This is a genomic window from Luteococcus sp. (genome assembly GCF_043424415.1).
In the GTDB taxonomy this organism is placed as follows: domain Bacteria; phylum Actinomycetota; class Actinomycetes; order Propionibacteriales; family Propionibacteriaceae; genus Luteococcus.
This window is the reverse complement of the sequence record NZ_JBHWOO010000163.1, coordinates 1-6,369: the sequence shown is the minus strand read 5'-3', so window position 1 is coordinate 6,369 and position 6,369 is coordinate 1. Positions and strand designations below refer to the sequence as shown.

General features: G+C 70.9%; 7 protein-coding genes and 1 pseudogene. 4 read left to right on the top strand and 4 right to left on the bottom strand.

Going from position 1 to position 6,369, the window contains the following annotated elements:
- Positions 1-63: 63 nt before the first annotated feature.
- Positions 64-453 (bottom strand): heavy metal-responsive transcriptional regulator, encoded by a 390-nt coding sequence (locus tag ACHFFZ_RS09895; RefSeq protein WP_394276460.1) that lies wholly within the window; start codon positions 451-453, stop codon positions 64-66.
- Between the two features lie 71 nt (positions 454-524).
- On the opposite strand from ACHFFZ_RS09895, the gene merA reads away from it, so the two are divergent.
- Complete coding sequence (gene merA, locus ACHFFZ_RS09890; RefSeq protein WP_394276459.1) at positions 525-1,973, top strand: mercury(II) reductase; 1,449 nt, start codon at positions 525-527, stop codon at positions 1,971-1,973.
- Positions 1,974-2,244: 271 nt separating this feature from the next.
- Here merA and ACHFFZ_RS09885 read toward each other — a convergent pair whose 3' ends face one another.
- The 3 genes from ACHFFZ_RS09885 to ACHFFZ_RS09875 form a co-directional block, all read right to left on the bottom strand.
- Complete coding sequence (locus tag ACHFFZ_RS09885) at positions 2,245-2,385, bottom strand: hypothetical protein (protein ID WP_002854087.1); 141 nt, start codon at positions 2,383-2,385, stop codon at positions 2,245-2,247.
- A gap of 64 nt (positions 2,386-2,449) precedes the next feature.
- A complete protein-coding gene (locus tag ACHFFZ_RS09880; RefSeq protein ID WP_002854089.1) occupies positions 2,450-3,361 on the bottom strand; it encodes a cation diffusion facilitator family transporter in 912 nt (303 codons plus the stop codon).
- Entirely contained in the window at positions 3,361-3,735 is a 375-nt protein-coding gene (locus ACHFFZ_RS09875) for a helix-turn-helix transcriptional regulator (protein WP_036334148.1), read from the bottom strand. Before ACHFFZ_RS09875 ends, ACHFFZ_RS09880 begins: the two co-directional genes overlap by 1 nt.
- A gap of 78 nt (positions 3,736-3,813) precedes the next feature.
- Between ACHFFZ_RS09875 and ACHFFZ_RS09870 the strand changes: the two genes are divergently transcribed.
- The 3 genes and pseudogenes from ACHFFZ_RS09870 to ACHFFZ_RS09860 form a co-directional block, all read left to right on the top strand.
- Positions 3,814-4,173: a helix-turn-helix transcriptional regulator gene (locus ACHFFZ_RS09870; RefSeq protein ID WP_060774483.1), complete on the top strand. Its 360-nt coding sequence runs from the start codon at positions 3,814-3,816 to the stop codon at positions 4,171-4,173.
- The gene (locus ACHFFZ_RS09865; protein ID WP_068398428.1) at positions 4,170-6,074 is read left to right on the top strand and encodes a cation-translocating P-type ATPase; all 1,905 of its coding nucleotides are present in this window, start codon (positions 4,170-4,172) and stop codon (positions 6,072-6,074) included. Before ACHFFZ_RS09870 ends, ACHFFZ_RS09865 begins: the two co-directional genes overlap by 4 nt.
- A gap of 66 nt (positions 6,075-6,140) precedes the next feature.
- Positions 6,141-6,236, top strand: a pseudogene (locus ACHFFZ_RS09860) (cadmium transporter); the annotation flags it as partial.
- Positions 6,237-6,369 lie beyond the last annotated feature (133 nt).

The following is a 6,369-nucleotide window of genomic DNA, read 5'->3' as shown; positions in this document are numbered from 1 at the left end:
TCTAACACCCCAACGCAACAGAGTGGGCCGCCATGCGCTGCCACGGGCCCGTGAACTTCGGTGTCACAGGTAGCGGCAGACATCCTCGGGGGAGCACGTGGCCGGGTCGCCGGCGGCGGCGTCCTCGCGCAGGTCGGCGATCGTGGTGCGTAGCTGCGCGAGCTCGGCGAGTTGCCGGTCGATCACATCAAGGCGGGTGGCGAGCAGGTCGGTGACGTGCCGGCAGGGGGCCTGCCCCCGGTCGCGGATATCCAGCACCTGACCGATCTGGGCCAGGGTCAGCCCGGCCGCTTGCCCCCGGCGGATGAAGTCCAGCCGGTCGAGCACCTCGGCGCCGTAGTCCCGGTAGCCCGCCGGGGTGCGGTCCGCGGCGGGTAGCAGCCCGACCTCCTCGTAGTACCGCAGGGTCTTGCTCGTCGTGCCCGACGCCCGAGCCACCTCACCGATCCGCATGCCACTCATTCTCCCCCTTGACCTTCCAGTGCACTGGAAGGTCGATCCTGAGGGCGATGAAGGAGGAGTTCATGACGGCAACGGCTAACAGCAGGTCGTATGACCTGGCAATGATCGGGTCCGGTGGGGCGGCGTTCGCGGCCGCGATCCGCGCCACCAACCTCGGCAGACGGGTGGTGATGATCGAGCGTGGCACCGTCGGCGGTACCTGCGTGAACACCGGGTGCGTGCCCTCCAAGGCCTTGCTCGCGACCGCCGAGGCCCGCCACGTCACACTCGACGCCTCCCGGTTCCCCGGCCTGCCGCTCCCCGAAGTCCGGCCGGTCGACATGCCCGCCTTGATCGCCGGCAAGGATCGGCTCGTCGGGTCACTGCGTGGCGAGAAGTACCTGGACCTGGCCACCGAGTACGGATGGGATCTCCACCCCGGGGACGCCACGTTCGTCGGCACACCCAGCGAGCCGGCACTGCGCGTCACCGGCCCTGACGGCACGGTGGAGACGGTCCGGGCCGCGCACTACCTCATCGCCACCGGCTCCAGGCCCTGGGCGCCGCCGGTCCCCGGCCTGCAGGAGGCCGGTTACCTGACCTCGACCACCGCGATGGAACTGGACCACGTCCCGGAGTCGCTGCTGGTCATCGGCCGCGGCTACGTCGCGATGGAGCAGGCCCAGCTCTTCGCTCGGCTCGGCGTCCGGGTCACCATGCTGGTCCGCTCACGGCTGGCGTCCCAGGAAGAACCCGAGGCGTCCACCGCCCTGGATGAGATCTTCACGGACGAAGGCATCCAGATCATCCGCGGCGCGGTGCCCAGCGCGGTCCGCCGCGACCCGGCCACCGGCGAGGTCACGGTCACTGCCACCACCACTGACGGCTCACAGGAACTCCGGGCGGCCGAGGTACTCGTCGCCACCGGGCGCCGCCCGGTCACCGCCACGCTCGGTCTCGACACCGTCGACGTGCGCACCGGCGACCACGGCGAGGTGGTCGTCGACAGCCATCTGCGCAGCACCAACCCGCGCGTCTGGGCTGCCGGTGACGTCACCGCCCACCGTCAGTTCGTGTACGTCGCCGCGGCCCACGGCGCCCTCGTCGCCGACAACGCCCTCACCGGCGCCGGCCTCGAGGTCGACTACCGCCACCTGCCCCGGGTCGTGTTCACCAGCCCCGCCCTGGCCGCCGTCGGGATGACCGAACGGCAGGCCTCCGCTGCCGGGATCCGCTACGACAGCCGTGTCCTGTCACTCGCGCACGTCCCACGCGCGATCGTCAACCGCGACACCCGCGGGTTCATCAAGATGGTCACCGACGCCGACACCGGCCGCATCATCGGCATTACCGCCCTGGCCCAGGACGCCGGCGACCTCGCCGCCGCCGGGGTCTACATGCTCGAGGCCGGCATGACCACCAGCCAGGTCGCCAACCTCTGGAGCCCCTACCTGACCATGGCCGAAGGCCTCAAGCTCACCGCGCAGGCCTTCACCACCGACATCGCCAAGCTCTCCTGCTGCGCGGCGTGAACCTGCCCCGCACACAGGGACACCGATAGGGGACCGCCTCGCCCCGGGGCGCGAGACAAGAAAATGGGCGCCGATCAGCCCTACTTACTGGCACCCCTGCGTATCGGACCTGCAACCACCGGGGAGTTCAGTCGATGCAAGAACTCCCGTCCCAGGCCTATATCTGGACGTCTTCACGACCTCTACGTGCTCGACCCGACGAGGACAGCACTGGACGACGCGATGACCGCCTTGCGGCGCCGCCATGAGGCCGCGGTCCGTTTGGGCCGCGTCACCGCACCACCATGACCACGATCGTCACCACGTAAGCCGCGGCGACCAGACCGATCCCCAGCAGGGTGAGCACCACCCCGCGCCGGGCCGGCCGCTGGCCCTCGTCCGGCCCGGGGCCCTTGCCGTGCTTCGCGGTCATCGCGCGCTCCTAAGACGTTGCTCAAGCATGTGCGGCTCTCGCGAGCGGGCTTCCGTGCCGAGTGCTACCAGCTCAGGTCGTGACAGCCGTCGCTGCCGGCGCCCTCCACCTGCAAGGTGGCATGGGCGATACCGTAACGGTCGCGCAGCACCCGGCGCGCGCCGGCAAGCACGGCGCCGTGGTCCGCGCCCTGGTCAGCGACCAGGTGGGCCGTGGCCACGTTCATCCCCGACGTCAGGGTCCACAGGTGCAGGTCGTGGACCTCCTCCACCCCCTCGACCGCGTCCAGGTCACCGGCGACGTCCTCCGGGTCCACCCCTTCCGGGGCGTGTTGGCCCAGCACCGCGATCACCTGCCTGCCCAGAACCACCGCCCGGATGATGACGAAGACCGCGATGAGCGCCGCGACCACGACGTCCCAGATCGGCTGGCCGGTGAGGATGATCAGCACGCCGGCGACCATGACACCCACCGACCCGGCGGCGTCGGCGATCACCTCGTAGTAGGCGCCCTTGACGTTCAGGCTGTCCTTGGCCCCGCTGCGCAGCAGCAGCATGGAGATGATGTTGATCACCAGGCCGGCGAAGCCGACCGCGAGCATGGCGCCGGAGGCCACCTCCGGCGCGTCGCCCAGCCGGCTGATGGCCTCGACCACCACGTACACCCCGACCGCGAGCATCGCCAGCACCGCCAACGCCGAGGCGAACACCTCGGCCCGGTAGGAGCCATAGGTGCGTCGCCCCGTGGAGTCCGGCCGGCTCGCGATGCGCGTCGCCAGCAGCGCCGCACCCAGCACCACCACATCGGCAGCCATGTGCCCGGCATCCGACAGCAGCGCCAACGACCCCGACACCAGCCCCGCGACCAGCTCGATCAGGAAGAAGCCCGCCGTCAGGGCGAACGCCCCCGCCAGCCGCCGACGGTAGCGGCCACCGGCATGCCCGGTCGCCGGGGCATGGCTGTGTCCCGCCCCCATCAGCCCTGCCCCTCGTGGCGGGCGTGCTCACGGGAGACGTCCAGCAGCATCCGCACATGCCCGTCAGCGAGGCGGTAGTACACCATCCGCCCCTCCCGGCGGTTCTCGACCACCCCAGCGGTACGCAGCACCCGCAGCACCTGGGACACCGACGCCTCCGCGACATCGACCGACGCCGCCAGGTCACACACGCACAGCTCGCCGGCCTCCAGCAACGCATACAGCACCCGGGCACGGCGCGGGTCCCCCAGGAGCTTGAACAGCCCGGCCAACCTGCCGGCCTCGCGCTCGTCGGGGATCCTCTCCCGGGTCAGCGCCACCTTCTCCGGATGGACGGCGGTGACCTGACACGAATCCAACGGCGTCACACTCATGCCACGACCATACACCTATGCAGATATCAGCAGCGGGAGCCACACACGAGAGGTCAGCAGGTTCTGTATGGTCAGCGCATGCTGACTATTGCTTCGCGGCTGGACGTGATGAACCGGCTGGGCCGGGCGATGGCCGACCCGACCCGCTCCCGCATCCTCATGACACTCCTCGAGGGCCCGAGCTACCCGGCGGTACTCGCCCGCGACCTAGGCCTGACCCGGTCGAACGTGTCGAACCACCTCACCTGCCTGCGGGACTGCGGCATCGTCGTGGCCGAGCCCGAGGGGCGCCAGACGCGGTACGAGATCGCCGACCCCCACCTGGGGGCGGCGATGACCGCGCTGGTCGAGGTGACGCTGGCCGTCGATGAGAACGCCCCGTGCGTGGATGCCACCTGCACGGTGCCCGGCTGCTGCCCGAGCGGGACCGTGGCATGAGGGCGACCACCCACACCCCCGTCGAGGAGCTCGAGACCGACGACGAGCACGAGACCCCGTGGTGGGCTGACCGCGCCGTCCTGATCCCCATCGCCTCGGGGGTCGCGTTCGTCGCCGGGCTGGCCTGTGAGTGGTCCGGCGCCCAGAGCGCGGCGCTGGTGCTGTTCTGGGTCGGTCTGCTGCTCGGGGCCTCCACGTTCGTCCCCGGTGCGCTGCGCAAGCTCGCCACGGGCAAGCTCGGCATCGCGCTCCTCATGACGATGAGCGCCACCGGCGCGGTCATCCTCGGCCACGTGGAGGAGGCCGCGGCCCTGGCCTTCCTCTACTCCATCGCCGAGGCCTTGGAGGACCGGGCGATGGACCGGGCGCGTGCCGGGCTGCGCGCGCTGCTCAAGCTCGTGCCCCAGAGCGCCACCGTCCTCACCGACGGCCATAGCGCGAGCGTCCCGGCCCGTGACCTGGCCGCGGGGCAGGTCATGCTGATCAGGCCCGGTGAGCGCATCGCCACCGACGGCATCGTCCGCAGCGGGCACAGCAGCGTGGACACCTCGGCGATCACCGGTGAGTCCATCCCCGTCGAGGTCGGCCCCGGTGATGAGGTGTCTGCCGGGGCGATCAACGCCGCCGGAGCCCTGCAGGTCGAGGCGACCGCGCCCGGCACCGACAACTCCCTGACCACGATCGTGAGCCTGGTCGAACGCGCCCAGGCCGAGAAGGGGCAACGCGCCCGGCTGGCCGACCGCATCGCCCGTCCGCTCGTGCCCGGCGTCCTGGTCCTGGCCGTGCTGGTCGCGCTCATCGGCTCACTCGCCGGTGACCCGCAGACCTGGATCACCCGCGCCCTGGTGGTGCTCGTGGCCGCCTCCCCGTGTGCGCTGGCGATCGCGGTGCCGATCACCGTGGTCTCCGCGGTCGGCTCGGCCAGCAAGTTCGGCGTCATCATCAAGAGCGGTGCCATCTTCGAACGATTCGGGGACATCGGGCACGTCGCCTTCGACAAGACCGGGACCCTGACCCGCAACCAGCCCACCGTCACCGCCGTCGTCCCCGCCGCCGACGTCACCGAGCAACAGGTCCTGGCCTGGGCCGCCGCGCTCGAGCAGCACAGCACCCACCCCCTCGCCACCGCCATCACCCACGCCGCCCCCACAATCCCCGCCGCCCAGGGCACCACCGAGGAAGCCGGCCACGGAATCCACGGCACCGTCGACGGCGCCGTAGTGCTGGTCGGCAGCCCCCGCTGGGTCGACCCCGGCGACCTCACCTACCGGGTCCGTGACCTGGAGGCCCAGGGGATGACGGTCGTCGTCGTCCACCGCGACGGCGCGGTCGCCGGGGCGATCGGGGTGCGTGACGAGCTCCGTCCCGAGGTCCCCGAGGTCATCACGACCCTGGCGGGCCAGGGCATCGACGTCACGATGCTGACCGGAGACAACGAGCGCACCGCCCGCGCCCTCGCGGCCCAGGCCGGCATCAGCGACGTGCGCGCCGAGCTGCGCCCCGAAGGCAAGTCCGCCGCCGTGGGCGAGCTCAGCGTGCGCCGGCCCACCGCGATGATCGGTGACGGCATCAACGACGCCCCCGCCCTGGCCGCGGCCGACGTCGGGATCGCGATGGGAGCCACCGGCTCCGACGCCGCGATCGAGTCCGCCGACATCGCCTTCACCGGCCAGGACCTGCGCCTGCTGCCCCAGGCCATCGCCCACGCCCGACGCGGACGGCGCATCGTCAACCAGAACATCGTCCTGTCACTGCTCATCATCGCCGCGCTGCCACCCCTGGCCATCACCGGCGTCCTGGGCCTGGCCGCCGTCGTACTCATCCACGAAGTCGCCGAGGTCCTGGTCATCCTCAACGGCCTGCGCGCCGCACGCACCCACCAGCCCACGCGCGGACACTGACCCCCGCGGACCAACGCGGCCCCACTGACCCACCGCCGGCGGTCCGGCGCGCCCTGAAAGGCACCGATGGAACTGCTCACCCCGATCCTGCAGGCGATCGGCCTGTTCGTGGCCACGAACATCGACGACATCATCGTCCTGTCCCTCTTCTACGCCCGCGGCAACTTCCGGCTCCTCGAACGCCTCTTCCCCCAGATCCAGCGGGTCCTGAAGATCAACGAACTCGACACCATCACCAACGACGTCATCGAAGCCGCACAGAGCACCCTGGTCATCGGTGTCACCTGACCCCGCC